At 62.3% G+C, this 17,048-nt stretch carries 16 protein-coding genes; 5 read left to right on the forward strand and 11 right to left on the reverse strand.

Annotated elements, in window-relative coordinates:
* Nucleotides 1-127: 127 nt before the first annotated feature.
* The 4 genes from F7R20_RS17355 to F7R20_RS17370 all read right to left on the reverse strand — a co-directional run bounded on the left by F7R20_RS17355 (nucleotide 128) and on the right by F7R20_RS17370 (nucleotide 4,669).
* Nucleotides 128-514, reverse strand: a complete 387-nt coding sequence (locus tag F7R20_RS17355; protein ID WP_003203275.1) for a DUF1850 domain-containing protein — start codon at nucleotides 512-514, stop codon at nucleotides 128-130.
* The gene (locus F7R20_RS17360; protein WP_003203272.1) at nucleotides 511-2,538 is read right to left on the reverse strand and encodes a TRAP transporter permease; all 2,028 of its coding nucleotides are present in this window, start codon (nucleotides 2,536-2,538) and stop codon (nucleotides 511-513) included. Before F7R20_RS17360 ends, F7R20_RS17355 begins: the two co-directional genes overlap by 4 nt.
* A gap of 81 nt (nucleotides 2,539-2,619) precedes the next feature.
* A complete protein-coding gene (locus F7R20_RS17365) occupies nucleotides 2,620-3,570 on the reverse strand; it encodes a TAXI family TRAP transporter solute-binding subunit (protein ID WP_003203270.1) in 951 nt (316 codons plus the stop codon).
* Nucleotides 3,571-3,670: 100 nt separating this feature from the next.
* Nucleotides 3,671-4,669 (reverse strand): LacI family DNA-binding transcriptional regulator, encoded by a 999-nt coding sequence (locus F7R20_RS17370; RefSeq protein WP_003203268.1) that lies wholly within the window; start codon nucleotides 4,667-4,669, stop codon nucleotides 3,671-3,673.
* 167 nt (nucleotides 4,670-4,836) lie between these two features.
* On the opposite strand from F7R20_RS17370, the gene F7R20_RS17375 reads away from it, so the two are divergent.
* From F7R20_RS17375 to F7R20_RS17385, 3 genes are all read left to right on the forward strand, one after another.
* A complete protein-coding gene (locus tag F7R20_RS17375) occupies nucleotides 4,837-6,012 on the forward strand; it encodes a Gfo/Idh/MocA family protein (protein ID WP_003203266.1) in 1,176 nt (391 codons plus the stop codon).
* Nucleotides 6,009-7,088 (forward strand): sugar phosphate isomerase/epimerase family protein, encoded by a 1,080-nt coding sequence (locus F7R20_RS17380; protein ID WP_003203264.1) that lies wholly within the window; start codon nucleotides 6,009-6,011, stop codon nucleotides 7,086-7,088. Before F7R20_RS17375 ends, F7R20_RS17380 begins: the two co-directional genes overlap by 4 nt.
* A 205-nt stretch (nucleotides 7,089-7,293) precedes the next feature.
* Nucleotides 7,294-8,526: a nucleoside permease gene (locus F7R20_RS17385; protein ID WP_013693690.1), complete on the forward strand. Its 1,233-nt coding sequence runs from the start codon at nucleotides 7,294-7,296 to the stop codon at nucleotides 8,524-8,526.
* A 24-nt stretch (nucleotides 8,527-8,550) separates the two neighbouring features.
* Here F7R20_RS17385 and F7R20_RS17390 read toward each other — a convergent pair whose 3' ends face one another.
* Entirely contained in the window at nucleotides 8,551-9,207 is a 657-nt protein-coding gene (locus F7R20_RS17390; protein WP_003203260.1) for a polysaccharide lyase family 7 protein, read from the reverse strand.
* Between the two features lie 246 nt (nucleotides 9,208-9,453).
* Between F7R20_RS17390 and F7R20_RS17395 the strand changes: the two genes are divergently transcribed.
* Entirely contained in the window at nucleotides 9,454-9,789 is a 336-nt protein-coding gene (locus F7R20_RS17395) for a hypothetical protein (protein ID WP_003203257.1), read from the forward strand.
* Nucleotides 9,790-9,894: 105 nt separating this feature from the next.
* On the opposite strand, the gene F7R20_RS17400 is transcribed toward F7R20_RS17395, so the two are convergent.
* The 5 genes from F7R20_RS17400 to F7R20_RS17420 all read right to left on the reverse strand — a co-directional run bounded on the left by F7R20_RS17400 (nucleotide 9,895) and on the right by F7R20_RS17420 (nucleotide 15,228).
* On the reverse strand, nucleotides 9,895-11,658 hold the full coding sequence (locus F7R20_RS17400) for an L-lactate permease (protein ID WP_003203255.1): 1,764 nt from the start codon (nucleotides 11,656-11,658) through the stop codon (nucleotides 9,895-9,897).
* Between the two features lie 294 nt (nucleotides 11,659-11,952).
* A complete protein-coding gene (locus F7R20_RS17405) occupies nucleotides 11,953-12,333 on the reverse strand; it encodes a RidA family protein (RefSeq protein ID WP_003203253.1) in 381 nt (126 codons plus the stop codon).
* A gap of 73 nt (nucleotides 12,334-12,406) precedes the next feature.
* Nucleotides 12,407-13,285 carry an NmrA family NAD(P)-binding protein gene (locus tag F7R20_RS17410; protein ID WP_003203251.1) on the reverse strand — a complete coding sequence of 293 codons (879 nt, stop codon included), beginning with the start codon at nucleotides 13,283-13,285 and terminating at the stop codon, nucleotides 12,407-12,409.
* Nucleotides 13,286-13,302: 17 nt separating this feature from the next.
* Complete coding sequence (locus F7R20_RS17415) at nucleotides 13,303-13,986, reverse strand: SOS response-associated peptidase family protein (RefSeq protein ID WP_003203249.1); 684 nt, start codon at nucleotides 13,984-13,986, stop codon at nucleotides 13,303-13,305.
* 288 nt (nucleotides 13,987-14,274) lie between these two features.
* Nucleotides 14,275-15,228: a LysR family transcriptional regulator gene (locus tag F7R20_RS17420; RefSeq protein ID WP_003203247.1), complete on the reverse strand. Its 954-nt coding sequence runs from the start codon at nucleotides 15,226-15,228 to the stop codon at nucleotides 14,275-14,277.
* 100 nt (nucleotides 15,229-15,328) lie between these two features.
* Here F7R20_RS17420 and F7R20_RS17425 point away from each other — a divergent pair, with 100 nt between their 5' ends.
* Complete coding sequence (locus F7R20_RS17425; protein WP_003203245.1) at nucleotides 15,329-16,192, forward strand: aldo/keto reductase family oxidoreductase; 864 nt, start codon at nucleotides 15,329-15,331, stop codon at nucleotides 16,190-16,192.
* Here the strand turns inward: F7R20_RS17425 and F7R20_RS17430 are convergent.
* Nucleotides 16,189-16,971: an MBL fold metallo-hydrolase gene (locus F7R20_RS17430; protein ID WP_003203242.1), complete on the reverse strand. Its 783-nt coding sequence runs from the start codon at nucleotides 16,969-16,971 to the stop codon at nucleotides 16,189-16,191. The genes F7R20_RS17425 and F7R20_RS17430 overlap by 4 nt on opposite strands.
* Nucleotides 16,972-17,048: the final 77 nt, after the last annotated feature.

Below are 17,048 nucleotides of genomic sequence, written 5' to 3' on the forward strand. Positions count from 1 at the left end.
GGGAGCAAAGCTTGCTCGCGATACAGGCGATGCGGTCTTTCAGAAATCGAGTCGCCTGTATCGCGGGCAAGCCTTGCTCCCACGGCCTAGTCACAAGGGTGTGTTCAGTGAGTATCCTCTGATGGGTTCAGGATTGTCCGCAACTCCATAGCTCCACGGTCGGCTGGCCCTCTGTCGGCGGCCCCAACCAATGGCTCATCGGCCGGCAAGCGCCATCGAAGCACACCTGATAGTCGCCGGCCTCGGGCGTGCGACCCAATTTCAGCGGTTGCAGCGGCGGCATTTGGCGTTGGTAGTGCCAACTGCCATTTTCCAGTCGGGCGTTTTCGGGAATCTCCATGCCTGCGCCATTGCCTCTGACCCTGGCTTCACCCAGGACCAACCCTTGTGCGGTCACGCGATAATCTTCCTCCCAGCGGATCTTTTCGATGGTGTGGTTCCATGCCAGCGTGAAATCGGCAACGGGAAGCTGGGCCCAGACCACGCCGGACAGGCCCAGACACAGCCCGATCACGCCAAGGCCCGTCCGGCACGCCGCGAGCGCCAGATGTGCTGGAAAATCAGCAGCCCACCCAGCACGAAGCCAATCTCGTCGGTCAGCGGCAGGGCCACCACCAGCAACGCGCCAGCCGCAAAACACAACAGGCGCTCCCAGACCGGCATCTTCTGTTGCAGATAGCCGGTGGACGCCATGCCCCAAAGCCCGACGGCCAACAACGTCTTGATCAGCATGTACGCGGTCATCCACAGGTTGTCGCCCTGGAGCATCAGTGCCGGGTTATAGACCGCCATGAACGGAATGACGAAACCGGCGAGGGCGATGCGCACCGCCCAGAAGCTGATCTTCAGGCCACTTTCCCGGGCAATGGGCGCGGCGGCGAAACAGGCCAGCGCCACCGGTGGGGTCAGGTCGGCGAGGATGCCGAAATAGAACACGAACATGTGCGACACGATCAGCGGCACGCCCAGTTCCAGCAGGGCGGGCGCGGCGATCGAGCTGGTGATGATGTAGTTGGGAATGGTCGGGATGCCCATGCCCAGCACCAGGCAAGTGAGCATGGTGAGGATCAGCGACAGCAACAGGTTGTCCCTGCCGATGGCGAGGATGTAGCCGGCAAAAGTGGAGGCCACGCCGGTCAGCGAGACCACGGCGATGATGCTGCCTACCAAGGCGCAGGCGATCCCCACTGGAACGGCATGACGCGCGCCATCTACCAACGCGTGCAGGCAGATGACCAGGGTTTCCCGCGTGCCTTGCATGAACCAGCAGACCACCACCAACACGCCGATCACCGCGAACACGACACCGATGCCCAACCGGAAAAAACCGACGCACAGCAGCCCCAAGGCGATCCAGAAGGCACAGCGCAAAGCATAGTTCGAGACCTTGAGAATGATCGCCGAGCCGAGAATCACGATGGCTGTCAATGCCAGGCCCACCATGCCGGAAAACAGCGGTGTGCGTCCGGAAAACAGCAGGTAGACCAACACCCCGAGCGGGATCAGCAAGTACCAGTTTTCCTTGACCGCGCCCCAGGCGCTGGGGCACTGGTCCTTGGGCAGGCCCTTGAGGTCGGAGCGTTTGGCTTCCAGGTGAACCATCCAGAACACCGAGCCGAAGTACAGGCACGCGGGTATCAATGCGGCCTTGGCGATTTCAACGAACGGCACATTGATGGTTTCGGCCATGATGAAGGCCACCGCGCCCATTACCGGCGGCATGATCTGGCTGCCCATGCTGGAAGTCGCTTCCACACCGCCGGCAAACGCGGCCTTGTAGCCGAAGCGCTTCATCAACGGGATGGTGAATTGCCCGGTGGTAACCACGTTGGCGATGCCTGAGCCGGTGATGGTGCCCATCAGCGCCGATGACACCACCGCCACTTTCGCCGGCCCGCCCAGTTTGTGGCCGAACAGGCCCATGGCGAAATCGGTGAACAGCTTGATCATGCCGGCCTTTTCCAGGAAGGCGCCAAACAGGATGAACAGGAAGATATAGGTGGCCGACACGTAGGTCGGCGTGCCGTACAAGCCTTCGGTGCCGAATGACAGTTGGTTGATGATTTGATCGACGCCATAGCCGCGATGGGCCAAATCCCCCGGCAGGTATTCGCCGAACAGGCCATAGGCCAGGAACAGGCCGCAGATGATCGGCAGCGCGATGCCCATCACCCGCCGGGCGGCTTCGAAGACCAGCACGATCAGGATCACGCCGATGATCATGTCGGCGGTGGTCAGGTCGCCAGAGCGCTGGATCAGGTCGGCTTCGAACACCCATTGATAGAGCGCCGTCGCCACGCTCCCCAGGCTCAGGACCCAGGCCAGGGGTTGCCAGGGACGCTGCTTGCCATAGGCCGGGTAGCTGAGGAACACCACCCACAGCAGGAAGCCGACATGCACCGCCCGCAGCACGATGCTGGAGACTGGAGAAAACGCGGCGGTGACGATCTGGAACACTGAAAACAGCAAGGCCACGTAAAACAGTGTCTTGGGCCAGTCCCGCGGGTCCGTGGCGATGCCGTGCTGGTCTTCACTCATGAGGTGCCTGCCTTCTGTTCACATTCAAGGGGCGAAAACACGATGCATCAACGGCGACGGGCGCCGTTGATGCGTAGGGTGTTACAGCGCGCCCACTTCCTTGTAGTAGCGCTCGGCACCGGGGTGGAGTGCGATCGGCAGGTTTTTCGCGGCGTTTTTCAAGGTGATGTCCTTGGCCGCCGAATGGGAAGTGCCCAGGCGAGTGAGGTTCTCGAAGAGCAGCTTGGTCATCTGGTACGCCACCTCATCCGGCACGTCCTCGCGGGTGACCAGGATGTTGGTGATGGCCACGGTCGGTACGGCGTCGGTCTGGCCGTCGTAGGTGTTGGCCGGAATCATTGCGCTTTGATAGGCCGGGTTAGCGATTTTCTCCACCACATCGGTGGGCACCGATACGTAGCTCAGCGCCATGGTCGAGGCCAGGTCACGAATGGCCGCCATCCCCAGGCCGGAGGACTGCAGTGTGGCATCCAGTTGGCGGTTCTTGATCAAGTCCACCGACTCGGCGAACGGCAAGTACTGGACCTTCATGTCCTGGTAGGTCAGCCCTGCGGCCTTGAAGATCGCCCGGGCATTGAGTTCGGTGCCGGATTTTGCCGCGCCGACGGAAACGGTCTTGCCCTTGAGGTCGGCCAATGTCTTGATGCCGGACTCCTGGCTGGCGACGATCTGGATGTAATTGGGATAGGCGCCAGCGATGGCGCGCAGTTTGGTCAACGGTGCCTTGAAACCGGCGTCTTCCACACCGTTCCTGGCATCCGCCACCGAGTCGCCCAGGGCCAGGGCCAGCTCGCCACGACCGGCTTGCAGCAGGTTGAGGTTTTCCACCGAGGCCTTGGTGGCTTGCACCGATGTCTTGGCGTCCTGGATACCACTGCTGTAGATCTGCGACAGCCCGACCCCGATCGGGTAATAAACCCCACTGGTGCCCCCCGTCAGGATGTTGATATACACCGGGGCTGCCTGGGCCGTGGTGCTGACCACCAGGGCTGCCGCGGCGGCCAGGAGGGTGAAGCGCTTGTTGACTCGCATGGGGACCTCTCCGTCTTGTTATGGCTGTATGCAGAGTCTTTCCACTGTAGTTCAAACGGGGGCGGTGGCGAGTCGAGCCGTGGTCAGGAGGTTTTTGTGGTTATGCCAGGGGCGCCGTACTGCCTCGCACCGTCAACTCAAACGGCAACACCACATGCCGTTCGGCAATCGGCTTTTTCTCGATCAGGGCAATCAGCATCTCTACCGCTTTTTGACCAAACGCTTCGGCAGGTTGTGCAATGGTGGTCAGGGGCGGGTCGCAATAGGCGGCGAACGGGATGTCGTCAAACCCCACCAGGGAAATATCCTCGGGCACCCGCAGGCCCATTTGCTTGATGCGCCTGAGTGCGCCGATGGCCATCTCGTCGTTTTCACAGAACAACGCACTGGGCCGGTCGACCAGCGCCAACATCGCGCCGGCGCCGTCATCACCGGCCTTCAAGGTGAAGTCGCCATGGCAGATCAGGCTTGGGTCGACGGCGATACCGGCCTGGCTCAGGGCATCCTGGTAGCCGGCCACGCGGTCCAGGGTCAAGGGGCTGCTGCGCGGTCCCTTGATGATGCCGATGCGGCGATGGCCGAGGCCGATCAGGTGCTCGGTCATGGCCTGGGCGGCGGCCCGGTTGTCGAGGCTGATGGTTGGGTAGGGGGCGTTCTTGACCACTTCGCAGGCGTTGACCAGCGGCAGGCTTTCAGCGCCTGCGGGCATCGATTCGAAAGGATCGCTGGCGCGCAACTGGATCACCCCGTCGGCCTGGTGGGCGTAGACCAGCGCGGCGAATTCCCGCTCGATCTGCGCGCGGCCCTGGGTGTCGCACAGCAGCAATCGATAACCCGCCGCCTGCGCGGCCTGCTGCGCGCCGCTGATGACCCGGGCGAAAAACGTGTTGGCGATGGTCGGCACCAGGATCACCAGGTTGCCGGTGCGCCGGGAGCGAAATTGCACCGCCATCAGGTTGGGTCGATAGCCGGCCTGTTCCACCGCCGCGTTGACCTTGTCCCGCGTCTCGGGAAGCACCCGTTCGGGCGATTTCAGGGTTCTGGACACCGTGGCCACCGACACACCGGCCAGCCGGGCCACTTCACGAATGTTGGACAAAATCACCTCGGGGGGCAGGGGCTACGGTTGGGGAGCTTACCGCAGGTTGAGCGCCTCACAAATGTTCATGCGTGACCTCGTGGGGTTTGACACGCAGGAAAACTGAGCCTAGATTTCCGCCATGATGTAACCGGTTACATCATCATCCTCACAGGAAGACAATCGCGATGAATCCTGTAGCACCGAAAATAAGAATGGGCTTCGTCGGCGGTGGAGAGGGCGCGTTCATCGGCCAGGCCCACCGTCAGGCCGCGGGCCTGGACGGCGGTTTCGAACTGGTCTGCGGCGCATTCAGCCGCGATCCTCACAACACTCGGCAGACCGGCGCGGCCCTGGGCCTGCCAGCGTCCCGTTGCTACCACGACTGGCAGCAGATGCTCGACACCGAAGCGCTGCTGCCTCTGGATCAGCGCATGGAACTGCTGGTGATCGTCACGCCCAATCACCTCCATGCGCCTATCGCCAGCCAGGCCTTGAAAGCCGGTTTCCATGTGTTCAGCGAGAAACCCGCCGCGCTGGACCTCAACGAGTTGCTGGCCCTCAGGGACGTGCTGCAAGGCAGCCGTTGCCTCTACGGCCTGGCCCACACCTACCTGGGCTATCCCATGGTTTGGCAGGCCCGGGAGATGGTGCGTTCGGGCGAGATCGGCCAGGTGCGCAAAGTGCTGGTCGAGTACCCCCAAGGCTGGCTCAGCCAGGATGTCGCCGCTCAGGGTAATAAGCAGGCGGAGTGGCGTGATGACCCCGGGCAGTCCGGCCTGGGCGGTTGCATCGGCGACATCGGCACCCACGCGTTTTCCCTGGCCGAGTTCGTCGCAGACCAGCCTATCCAACAGCTATGCGCCGTCTTGGGTACGCACGTCCCGGGCCGACAATTGGATGACGACGCCGCGATGCTGTTCAAGATGGCGAGCGGTGCCAGCGGCGCGTTGATCGCAAGCCAGGTCTGCACTGGCGAAGAGAACCCGCTGAAGATTCGCGTCTACGGCGACAAGGGCGCCTTGGAGTGGCGCCAGGAAGAACCGGCGAGCCTGATCCATCGCGCCTTTGACCAACCCCTGCGCATCTTGCGTAGCGGTGTCGGCCAGCCGTGGCTGTGCGCGGCGGCCACGCGGCGGATGCGCCTGCCGGCCGGCCATCCCGAGGGCTACCTGGAGGCCATGGCCAACCTCTACGGCGATTTCGCCCAGGCCATTCGCAACCATGTCGAAGGCCCTGACGTCCCTGGCGTGCCCGGCATCGAGACCGGTTTGCGTGGCATGGCATTTATCGAGGCCGCCATCCTCAACCACCGTGGCGACGCGAAGTGGACCGCCGTGCAAACCGGAGCATCCCTGTTGTGAATACCCTCGACAAGACACCGAGCGGCCTGCGTGGCCCAGGCATTTTTCTGGCGCAATTCATGTCCGCCGAAGCGCCGTTCGACACCCTGGCCAACATCGCCCAGTGGGCGGCGTCGCAAGGCTACAAGGCCATTCAACTACCGACGTCGGGCACCCAATACATCGACCTGGCCCGGGCCGCCGAGAGCCAGGATTATTGCGACGAGCTCAAGGCCACCTGTGCCCAGGCCGGTGTCGAGATCAGCGAGTTATCGACGCACCTGCAAGGCCAGTTGGTGGCGGTGCACCCGGCGTTCGACGCGCTGTTCGACGACTTCGCCCCGGCCCATCTGCGCGGCCAGCCCCAGGCACGTACCGAGTGGGCGATCGAGCAACTCAAGCTGGCCGCCCGCGCCAGCCAGCGGTTGGGGCTGAAGGCTCATGCAACGTTTTCCGGCGCGCTGCTGTGGCCGTATCTCTACCCATGGCCGCAACGTCCGACAGGCCTGGTGGAGCAAGGGTTCGCCGAACTGGCGCGGCGCTGGTTGCCGATTCTCGACTGCTTCGACGCGGCGGGGGTGGACCTGTGCTACGAAATCCACCCCGGCGAAGACCTCCACGACGGGGCCTCGTTCGAGCGCTTCCTGGAGGCCGTCGATCATCACCCGCGGGCGGCGATCCTCTATGACCCCAGCCATCTGCTGCTGCAACAGATGGACTACCTGGGTTTCATCGATCGCTACCACGCGCGCATCCGCATGTTCCACGTCAAGGACGCCGAGTTCCGCCCCGACGCCCGTTCCGGGGTGTACGGCGGTTACCAGGGCTGGGTCGATCGGCCCGGGCGGTTCCGTTCGTTGGGCGATGGCCAGATCGATTTCAAATCGATCTTCAGCAAATTGACCCAATACGATTTTAGCGGTTGGGCGGTCCTGGAATGGGAGTGTTGCCTGAAGGATTCGCAACAGGGCGCCGCAGAAGGCGCTGCGTTCATCCAGCGGCACATGATCAGCAAGACGCGCAAGGCTTTCGACGATTTTGCTGGTGTAACGGCGGATGAAGACTCCAACCGGCGGTTGCTGGGCCTGTTGAGGTAGCCGGCCCAACCCAAAAACCTGTGGCGAGGAAACCCAGTGTGGGAGCAAGGCTTGCCCGCGATGAACGAAAACGCGGTTCAACGGTTAGACCGTGGCGCGGCCATCGCGGGCAAGCCTTGCTCCCACAGTGGAGGTAAATCCCTTTGCAACAAAAGCGGTGCGTTTTTTCTTTCTTCACAAGAACAACAATAAAACGGTGACTGTCATGACCACGATGAACGCACGCCTCAGCGTGATGATGTTCCTGCAGTTCTTTATCTGGGGTGGCTGGTTCGTCACCCTGGGGACTTTTCTCTCCAGCACGCTGGGCGCCAGCGGCGGGCAGATCGGCATGGCGTTTTCCACTCAGTCGTGGGGGGCGATCATTGCGCCGTTTGTCATCGGCCTGATCGCCGACCGCTACTTCAATGCCGAACGGATCCTGGCGGTGTTGCACCTGCTGGGCGCGGCGTTGCTGTATCAGCTGTATTCGGCGGCGGACTTCAGCGTGTTCTACCCGTATGTGCTGGCGTACATGGTGGTCTACATGCCGACGCTGGCCCTGGTCAATTCCGTGGCGTTCCGGCAAATGCGCGACCCGGCGCTGGAGTTCTCGCGCATCCGGGTGTGGGGCACGATTGGCTGGATCGTCGCGGGCGTGGTGATCAGTTTTGTGTTCGCCTGGGATTCGCGTGAAGCGATCTCTGCAGGCGGTTTGCGCAATACCTTCCTGATGGCGGCCATCGCTTCCCTGGTCCTGGGGCTCTACAGTTTCACGCTGCCGGCCACGGCGCCGTTCCAAGAGCAGGCGAGCGGTGGCGGCATCAAGCAGTTGTTGGGCTTGGATGCATTGGGTCTGTTGAAGGACCGCAGCTACCTGGTGTTCTTCATCGCCTCGATCCTGATCTGCATTCCCTTGGCCTTCTATTACCAGAATGCCAACCCGTTCCTGGCCGAAACCGGCATGACCAACCCGACGGCAAAGATGGCCATCGGGCAGGTCTCGGAAGTGTTGTTCATGTTGCTGTTGCCGCTGTTCATCCAACGCTTCGGCATCAAGCTGGCGCTGTTGGTGGGCATGTTGGCGTGGGCGCTGCGCTACCTGTTGTTCGCCTACGGCAATAACGGCGACCTGGCGTTCATGCTGTTCACCGGCATTGCCCTGCACGGCATCTGTTATGACTTCTTTTTTGTCTCGGGGCAGATCTACACCGATGCCAAGGCGCCGAAGCATTTGCGCAGTTCGGCTCAGGGCCTGATTACCCTGGCGACCTATGGCGTGGGGATGCTGATCGGCTTCTGGGTCGCGGGGCAGGTGACCGATCACTTTGTCCTGGAGGGCGGCCACGATTGGAAAAGCATCTGGCTGTTCCCGGCCGGTTTCGCGTTGCTGGTGTTCGCCTGTTTCCTGTTTTCCTTCAGCGGCCGGCAGGCGGTTAGCGCGCCATCAAAGGCCTGAAGCACAAGCAGGGCTGGGCGTCAGTCATTTGTGGCTGACGTCCAGTTTGGTGTAGGTCACTTTTCCGCCTTCGTTGGAATAGCCTTTGTTGTCCAAGGTGTAGACGCCGGCCTTGAAATAGAAGTCGTAGCCTTGCCAGGACTTGTCCAGCTTCACCTGTTTGCCACTGTTGCCGATCAGCACCGAGAGCTGGCCTTGCTTGTCCATTTGCAGCGTGTACGAGAAGGATTTGTTCAACGGCACCTTGGGCACGGTGTAGATCACCGGGCTCTTCTTGTCCTTGGGCTTGACCCGGTATTCCACGTCGATATTGCCGGTACCCTTTTCGTAGCGATACACCAGCTTCAACAACGGCGTCGGCGCGTCCTTGGCGTGAATCTGTGCCACTACCACGCGGCCTTCGGAAGGCACCTGGTTCACCGACAGCTCGCCCTTGAGGGTGTTGGTGCCGCTGTTGTAGCGCCAGTTGCGCAGCTTTCCGTCTTTGCCGGTTTCCCGCAGTTCCGAGCGCGGGTATTCGCTTTTACCGGTATGGGAGCCAGTGACCGGCGCCCAGAAGACGATCCGCTGGCCGTTGTTGTCGAAGTACTTGTTTTTCAGGGTCGGCATGGCTTTGGTCGCCACGACCTGCGCCGGCGTTTGCACGGGCAGGGTAATGTTCCAGACAGTCAGGTCAATCATGATAAAACCCTCCAACGGGACCGGCCGTTACCTATCGGCCGTCAAGGCAAGAACTGCCTTCCATGGCGCAGTTTTCATGTTATCGACGAGGGCCTGCTTCGCTGGAGGCGCAACTGACGGATGGCTCTGCGATGAGCCTTCCAGGCGCTGAATAGGGCGGATTATCGTATGTCAATTTGTTGCTGATCGGTTAGAGTACGCGCCGCCCGAGAGACGGATCCCGGGCGTTTTCTCATGGAGTATTCAATGAATCACATCAGCAAAGTTGTCGCCTGCGCACTGTTCGGCCTGGCCCTGGCGGGTTGCACCGGCACCCCGATGAAAACCCAGCAATACGACAGCAGCCAATACACCGTTGTCGGCCACAGCGAAGCCAAGGCCACCGGCCTGCTGCTGTTCGGCGTGATCCCGATTCGCCAGAACAACCGTTTCGTGCGTGCTCAGGACGCGGCGATCAAGGCCAAGGGCGGCGACGCCATGATCAACACCCAAGTCCAGGAAAACTGGTTCTGGGCCTGGGTCCTGACCGGCTACACCACCTCGGTGTCTGGTGATGTGGTCAAGCTGAAAAACGTTCAGTAACACCGTTGTTTTGATCGTTCCCACGCTCCGCGTTCCGTTAAGCGTGACGCAGAGCGTCAGTGGGTGCATTCCCACGCGGGAGCCTGGGAACGATCAATATTCCTGTTAGCGTCCTCCCACCACCATATGACTGAACGGCGCCACATACGCCTGCAACGTCACCAGCCCGCCCACCAGAATCGCCAGCACCACCGAGTGGAAAAACACGTAGCGCAGGATCTCGCCTTCGTGACCGTACCAACGGGTGGCGGTGGAGGCGACCACGATCGACTGGGCGTCGACCATCTTGCCCATGACCCCGCCGGAACTGTTGGCCGCAGCCATCAACACCGGGCTGATCCCCAACTGTTCCGCTGTCACCCGTTGCAAACCACCGAACAGCACATTGGACGCCGTGTCCGAACCGGTCAGCGCCACGCCGAGCCAGCCCAGCAAGGTGCCGAACATGGGGTAGAAAATGCCCGTAGCGGCGAAGGCCAGGCCCATGGTCGCGTCCAGGCCTGAGTAGCGCGTGAGAAACCCCAGGGCCAGCATCGCCACGATGGTAATCAGCGAGTAGCGCACCACCCAGAGCGTTCGCAGGTAGTGGTGCAGCAGTTGCGGGATGGAATAGCCCATCAGCAAGCCACCGAGAATCGCCGCCAGGAAGATGCCGCTGCCGGTGGCGGTGAACCAGTTGAACTTGTAGACCGCTTCCTCGGTTTTAGGCTGGGGCACCACGGGCGGGACTTTTTCGATCTGCTGGTGGATGGTGCCGAAGGTCACCAGGGGCGAGAAGATCGGGTTGGCCTCACGCATCGGCTTGCCTTGGGGGTCGAGCTTGGCCGATTGGGTCTGCGGGTCCAGCGCCGGGCGGGTATCGAACAGGTTCTTGAAACTCTGGGTGCCCCAGGCGAACACGAAGACTGTAAGGATGATCCATGGCATCCAGGCCCGCAGCACAGCCGGTCGCGCATCACTGGAAAAGGTGGCGCTGGCCTGCGGTTTTTCATCTTCGCTGGCGTCGATTTTCGAATCATCGACCCGTCCCGACAACGCTGCGGACGTGTGCACCGTGGCCGGTTTCCAGACCTTTAGAAAGCCGGTGAGGCAGGCCATGGAAATCAGCGCGGCAATCACATCCACCAGCATCGGCCCGTGGTAGTTCGACACCAGGAACTGCGGGATGGCGAAGCTGACACCGGCCACCAGAATCGCCGGCCAGATCTCCAGCATCTTGCGCCACCCGGCAAACGCCCAGATCAACCAGAACGGCACGATCACCGAAAAAAACGGCAACTGCCGACCGACCATCATCGACAACTCCATTTCATCCAGCCCGGTAACCTTGGCCAGGGTGATGATCGGCGTACCCAGGGCGCCGAACGCCACGGGCGCGGTGTTGGCGATCAGCGCCAGGCCCGAGGCGGCCAAGGGGGAGAAGCCCAGCCCGATCAGGATCGCCCCGGTCACCGCCACCGGCGTGCCGAAACCCGCCGCGCCTTCGAAGAACGCACCGAAGCAAAACGCGATCAGCAGCAATTGCAGGCGTCGGTCGTCGGTAATGCGTGCGAGGGAATCCTGCAAGACCTTGAACGAGCCATTCTCGGTGGTCAGCCGGTGCAGGAAAATGATGTTGAGGACGATCCAGCCAATGGGCAGCAGCCCGTTGGCCGCGCCGTAAAGTGCCGCCGAACCGGCCATGCCGGCGGGCATGCCGAAGGCGAAGATCGCGATCAGCAAGGCCGAGGCCAGGGCCATCAACGCCGCCAGGTGTGCCTTGACATGAAAGAACGCCAGGGACGCCAGCATCACCACCACGGGAACCGCCGCCAGGAGCGTCGACAGCACCGCATTACCGAAGGGATCGTAGACTTGTTGCCAGACCATGTTCCACCTCTGCTTTTTATTGTTGGAAGTGCAGGCCCCGGGGGGATTGGCAAAGAAGTATAGGCGGGGATTGGGGGAGGGGATTGGTCCAGGAATAGCCAGGCATACTCCAGTCGATCGTTCCCACGCTCCGCGTGGGAATGCCGCCAGGGACGCTCCGCGTTCCGATTCTGGGATGTGACGCAGAGCGTCACGGGATGCATTTCCACGCAGAGCGTGGGAACGATCAGGTTGCGGGAGCTGCGGAAGATCGTTCCTCACGCTCCGCGTTCCGCTTCTAGGCAGTGGGCTCGCTCAGCCCTTCGCCGCCATCGCCGTTACTTCCACTTTCATTCCTTCAACCGCCAGCGACGCCACGCCCACGGCGGCACGAACCGGCCAGGGTTTGGCGAAGAAGCGTTTGTAGACCTCGTTGAAAGCGGCGCGGTCAGCCATGTCGGTCAGGTAGATGGTCAGGTGCAGGACCCGATCCATGGAGCTGCCGGCGCCCTCCAGGGCGGTCTTGAGGGCTTGCAGCGTGCATTCGCTCTGCCGGGTGATGTCGCCCAGTTCCAGGCTGCCGTCGGCGTGGGTGGGGATTTGCGTGGAAACCAGCAGGCCGCCGAAACCGGCGACGTCGGAGGAAATGGAGTCCGCATCCGGATCTGGAATAAACGTAATGTCTGGGTTGCTCATGCAAAGCCTCATGCTGGAAAAGAAAAAGACCGCCGCAGTTTACCGTCCATTGCTGCGCCGTTCCTGCATTCCTTTATCCGTGCGCTCCCAGCCCGTTGTTTTGCACCAGCGCCTGGATGTAGGCCTCAAGCGTCGTGGTGCCGTGCAAGGCGTCGTCGCCCACGTCGAAGCCGCTGTCGAGGCTGACGGCGCTCATGCGCGCATAGGATTGCGCCGCAGCGAGGCTGAAGCCGAGGCTTTGGAAGGTGCTTTCCCATTGGTCCCTGGGTATCACGTGCACCTCGACCGGCCGGCCGAGCGCCTGGGAAAATGCCTGCGCCACATCGTTGGGCGAGTACAGGCGAGGTCCCTGCACGTTACGCACGCCAATGTCATCAACCGACGATAGCAACCGCGCGGCCGCCACTTCGCCCAGGTCCCGGGGCGCAACCATGGGGAAGGCCAGGTCGGCTGGAAACAGCGTGGGCAGCTTGCCGGTCTCGCGCACGGTATCGAGCAGGCTGTCCCAGTTGCTCATGTAATAAGCCCCGCGATTGATCGCCGCCGGGATCGACTGGTTGCTCAGCCCTTCTTCCAATTCCCACAAGACGCTGAGATCGCCGATACGCTCGCCAGGCTGGGCGCCGGCGGTGGATTGCACGACGATTTTCTCAAGGCCCGATCCGTCGAGGGCAGCCAGGATGTTGGCGACCGTGCGCCGTTCCACCGCATCGGTATCGGTACTGGGAGCCGCCGGCGGGTTGAGAATGAACGCCCTGCGCCCGAGCCGAAAGGCGGCGCGCAACGACTCGACGTTTTCGGCGTCCGCTTCGACGATTTGAGCGCCCCTGGCGTGCCATTCGGTGGCGTGGGTGGCGTTGCGGGTCAAGATAGTCACGGCATGCCCTGGCGCCAGCAAGGCTCGGGCCGTGGCCGAACCAACGTGGCCTGTGGCGCCCATGATCACGTACATGGCTTTATCTCCCAAAGTCAAAGTCCGCCCTGGGCCGGACGCTGGGTTGTCATTTCCGCTTCAAGGTGCGGTTGCGCGCTGTTCAGGCGTGCGGCCAGCTGTTGTGCCTGTTCCCATCCCAGCGCGGGCTCCAGCCAGTCGAGCGCATCGTCGGCGCTGAAGGCCAGGACCCGCTGCTGCTGGTTGACGATGTCGCCATACGTCACCAGGGCCAGCCCGTCACAGCCAAACGGGGTCTCGCTGGCCTGGGCCAGGGCGGCCAGGAAGATTGGCGCCGATTGCCGCGAAGTGGTGTAGGTGAGGCGTTGCGCCTGGGAGGGCGAGGCGGGGGCTTGCGACTCATACCAACCCTCCACGGCGACCAGTACGCGGCCCTCGTGCTTGATGGGATCGAAGACCTTGGAGCGCATCACCAGATGCAAGGGCAGATGGGTCAGCGGCGGCATCGTTCCGACCGACCAGATCGGTGACCAACCCCAGCGAACCTTGATGCACTCCAGGTGCCCACCGCGACGACGAATGGCGCTGACCTGCATGTCTGGCTTGATCAGGCTCTGGCGGTCCTGGGCCTTGGGCGGCGTTGTCACGTGCAGGTCCAGGGGCGTCACGCTTGCATCGAAACGGCTGCCGGGCGTGTCTCGCTGGGCGAAATACGCCAGGGAGTCTTTTGAAGAAACGTGTTGAACAAGACTGTCACACATAACGAAAACTCCCGGCAGTGAAACGCAAAGCATTCCCGATGTGCCCGCCGTTCAGGCCGTGACGGTCGAAGCGCGTCATCGTGGCTTTCAGCGGTGTCATGTAGGTCCGAGCCGTGGCGAATGGCTTGGTTCGAAAATCCTTGCGGCGGGGAGACGAGCGGGCAAAGGGGTGAATGCATGACCGCCATCGCGAGCAGGCTCGCTCCCACAATGGATTTGTGGTGGGGCAGGATTTTAGCTACGCAGCCGAACCCCTGTGGGAGCGAGCCTGCTCGCGATAGCGGTGTATCAGCTTGCGGGGAGGTTGGCTGTGCTGACGCCATCGCGAGCAAGCTCGCTCCCACGCTGTTGTGCATGGATGAAATCCACAAAAGCCCTCAGCGGCGAGGGCAGGTAGCGGCGGCCTGGGTAGTAGAGGAATGGCCCGGTAAAGCGCTGCCACCAGGGTTCGAGTACCGGCTCGAGGGCGCCGCTGTCCAGGTAGGGCCGCAACCAGTCCTCGAACAGATGGACAATGCCCAGCCCATCCACCGCAGCCTGTACCGCCAGGTCCATCGCGCCGCCAATACGCACGATCAACGGGCCGCTCGGGTCGACGCTCATCGTTTCGCCGTCACGTTCATATTCCCACAGGGGCAGGGCGCCGCTGGGAAACTTGCCCGTCAGGCAGGCATGCCCAAGCAGGTCCCGTGGATGCTCGGGGCGGCCCCTGGCGTCGAGGTAGGCCGGTGAAGCGGCCGTTGCAAAGCGCTGGAACCGTGGGCCGATGGGAATGGCGATCATGTCCTGCTCCAGGCGCTCGTCGTAGCGAATGCCGGCGTCACAGCCCGCCGCGAGCATGTCGACGAAACTTTCTTCGGTGACCACTTCCAGGCGGATGTCGGGGTAGCTTTTCAGGAACGGCGTGATGATCGCCGGCAACACCAGCCGGGCGGCGCTGACCGGCACGTTCAACCTGAGGGTGCCCGAAGGACGGTCGCGAAAGTCGTTGACCACGTCCATCGCCGCCTCTACCTCGCCCAGGGCCGGGACGATGCGTTCCATCAACCGCGCACCGGCCTCGGTCGGGACCACGCTGCGGGTGGTACGGTTGAGCAGGCGTACACCGAGCCGGCTTTCCATCCGGCGTACGGCATCGCTGAGGCTCGACGCGGACTTGCCGCTCAGCCGCGCACCTTCACGAAAGCCCTTCGCATTGACCACGGCCACAAAGGCCAGCAAGTCTTGAATATCCGTTGCCATTGTTCTCTCCGCCGTACAACCCGTGCTGATTGCACCTGATTATCAAGGGAATGGTCAACGCCTATAGTCGGCCCACTCACATTGATCCGAGGGCGACGAGATGAACATTGCAGGCAAGGCAGGCAACTTCTTACTGGGCGATCGCGCGGTCAATCGCATGGGTTACGGCGCGATGCAGTTGGCGGGGCCCCAGGTCTTCGGGCCGCCCAAAGATCCGGCGGCCGCCATCGCCGTGCTGCGCGAAGCAGTGGCGAGCGGGGTCAACCACATCGACACCGCCGATTTCTACGGGCCCCATGTCACCAACCAGCTGATCCGCGAAGCGCTGCACCCTTACGCCCAGGACTTGGTCATCGTCACCAAGGTCGGCGCTGTTCGCGGTGCCGACGCGTCCTGGAACCCGGCCCACAGCCCAGCCGAGTTGACCCGTGCGGTCCACGACAATCTGCGCAACCTGGGCGTGGAGGTATTGGACGTGGTCAACCTCAGGGTGTGGGGCGACCTGCATTCGCCCACCGAAGACTCCATCGAAGAGTCGTTCACGACACTGGCCGAGCTGCAGCGCCAGGGCCTTATCCGTCACCTGGGCCTGAGCAACGTCACGGCCGCGCAGGTCAAGCAGGCCCAGGGCATTGCCCAGGTGATCTGTGTGCAGAACCACTACAACCTGACTCATCGCGACGACGAACAACTCATCGCTGACCTGGGCCGGCAGGGCATCGCCTACGTGCCGTTCTTCCCCCTGGGTGGCTTCACACCGCTGCAATCGGAAACCCTTTCCAGCGTGGCGACGCGCCTGCAGGCATCACCGCTGTGCGTGGCCCTGGCGTGGTTACTGCAACGGGCGCCGAATATCCTGCTGATTCCCGGTACGTCGTCGTTGGCGCACCTGCGGGAAAACCTCACTGCGAGTGAGCTGAAGATCCCTGCGCCGATGCTGGCCGAGTTGGACGGGTTGGCCTAGGCCGCCCGAAAGACCAACGTCTCGCCATCTTTCGGTATCAACAACCGGCCTGCGACACCGGCCAGCGCGGCTGCTTCGGCAAGGGCTTTGCGTGTCGTCGGGCAGTGGCTGATCGCTTCCAGGTGATTGGCCACCACGGTCCCGCGAGATAAACGAGTGAACTCCAGTGTCTCGTCGATGCCCATGATGATGTCGCCGCCGATATCGAACCGTGCCCCGCCTGCCGGAACTACGCTGACCTGCGGTTGGTGTCGCAAGACGAATTCGCACACGGTGGGGGTGAGCACGGTATCGCCGGTGAGGTAGACGCTCGGTTCGCCGGGCAGCTCGATCAGGTAGCCGACGCCATGCTCCATCAGCTTGCCCACCAGACCCAGCCCATGGGTGCATCGAACGGAGCGAATAGTGCCGCCCAGGAATGGGTTGGGTTGGTCATGCGCCTTGGCCAGTGGTTGGACATTCAGGCCACGCTTGGTGAGGTAGGGGGTGTCATGGGGTGTGCAGATGACCGGGATCTGTTTTTCCCTCAGCCACTGCTTGGCTGCGCGATCCAGATGGTCGAAATGGCCTTTCTGACAGTGGGTGATCAAGCAATGGGTGACCGTATCGAGGTCCTTCGCTGTCGAGGCCGGAAGCGCCACCAGCGGATTACGCTGCGTGGCACCAAACAGTCGGAGCGGCGGCAGCGTGCCCTTGCCAGCCAGCATCGGGTCGACGAGCACGCGATACGGGCCGAATTCAAGAATGATCGTGGCGTTACGGATCTGCTGGATGTTCATGAGGCGTTCCTGTTGAGCGAGCGCTTCATGGTGCCGATCCTTTCCCATGTGCATAATGGCCGGATCTGACATCTTTG

This window comes from Pseudomonas brassicacearum subsp. brassicacearum, from assembly GCF_008801605.1.
Lineage (GTDB): Bacteria > Pseudomonadota > Gammaproteobacteria > Pseudomonadales > Pseudomonadaceae > Aquipseudomonas > Aquipseudomonas brassicacearum.